This window comes from Kitasatospora sp. NPDC059571 (assembly GCF_042735675.1).
Lineage (GTDB): Bacteria > Actinomycetota > Actinomycetes > Streptomycetales > Streptomycetaceae > Kitasatospora.
In genome coordinates this window covers 1-1,289 of sequence record NZ_JBHWBW010000843.1, presented here as the reverse complement: position 1 = coordinate 1,289, position 1,289 = coordinate 1, and the positions used below count along the sequence as shown (strand labels likewise).

Here is a 1,289-nt window from a genome sequence, read left to right as displayed (position 1 = left end):
GCGGGCGCGGGCGGGGGTCGCCCCCCCCCCCCCCCCCGGGGGCAGGGCCGGTCAGCCGGCCAGTTCCACGGCGTTGACGAACGCCAGCCAGAGCTCGATGTGCTGGTTGACCGCGGCGGCCACCGCCGCCCGGTTGTGCTCGGGCACCGCGGCGCGCAGGGCGGCCGCGGCGGCGGACCCGGCGAGCACCCGGTTGTCGAGCAGGCGCAGCAGCTGCCGCCCGGTCTCGGACAGGCGCAGCGCCGGGTCCCGGGCGAGGACCGCCAGCGCGTCCCCGGCCGGGGCGCGCCGCCGGGCGCGGTCGGGCAGCACCCAGGGGGTGGGCCCGTCGGCCGGCGGGCCGCCGCCGGCCCGCCGGGCCACCGGGTCCTCCCCGGCCCGCAGCCGGGTCCGGACGTCGCGGGCGGTGCCCGAGGAGACGCCGGTGGCCGCGGCGATCCGGCGCAGCGAGGCGTCCGGGTGCTCGCGCAGGTAGGCGGCGGCCCGGGCGCGTCCGGCCGCCGGGTCGACCGGGCGGGCGCGGCCGTCCCGGCCGACCCGGGTGGCCAACCGGGGACCGTCCTCAGTTGCACGCCCGCGGACGGCCGCCACGGTCTTCGCGGACAGGCCGGCGGCCTGCGCGATGGCGCGGTTGGACCACTGCGGATAGGCCTCCATGATCCGCCGGGCGGCGGCGGTCCGCTCCTCCGTGCGCAGCCGCAGGCCGTGGTGCAGGTTCTCCTGCACGGCACGGACGAACGCCGCCTCGTCGTCGCCGTCGAACCAGCGGACCTCGACGGTGGTCCGGCCGGCCAGGATCGCGGCGGTGAGCCGGTGCATGCCGTCCACCACGCGCATCGTGCGGCGGCAGACCAGGAGCGGCGGGAGGTCGCGTTCGGCCATCAGGGCGCGGACGTGGGCCATGTCGACCTCGCCGCTGCGCGGGGTGTCGGCGGGTGCCAGGGCCGGTACCGGGACCCAGGCGGTCTCCGGTGTCGCGGCGGCGGGCTGCGTCGTCACCCGTGCCCTCCCCGGTCGCCGCCGGCGGGCTCGCCGCACCGGCGACAGGAGGTCGGGGCACCGTTGCGCAGCCACTGCTTTCTCATGATCGTCTTCCCCCAAGTCATGCCCGGAACAGGTCGATGCGGGAGGTCGGACGGGATTCAGCAGTCGGGAACGCCGGTGGTCCGCGACCGGGTGAGGCGCGATCGGCACGCGGGGCCCGGTCGGCGCTGGCCGGGCCCTGCACGTCGTGCCGATCGAGCGCCGGCGGTCGCCCGCCGGCGCGTCCGCGCGCACCACCCCCCCTT

The 1,289-nt window shown here is 79.2% G+C and carries 1 protein-coding gene; it reads right to left on the bottom strand.

Translation table 11 applies throughout. The annotated features are described in order from the left end of the window. Positions 1–51 precede the first annotated feature (51 nt). Positions 52–999, bottom strand: coding sequence for a ParB N-terminal domain-containing protein (locus ACFV0G_RS39465; protein ID WP_380558791.1), 948 nt, complete (start codon positions 997–999; stop codon positions 52–54). Positions 1,000–1,289 lie beyond the last annotated feature (290 nt).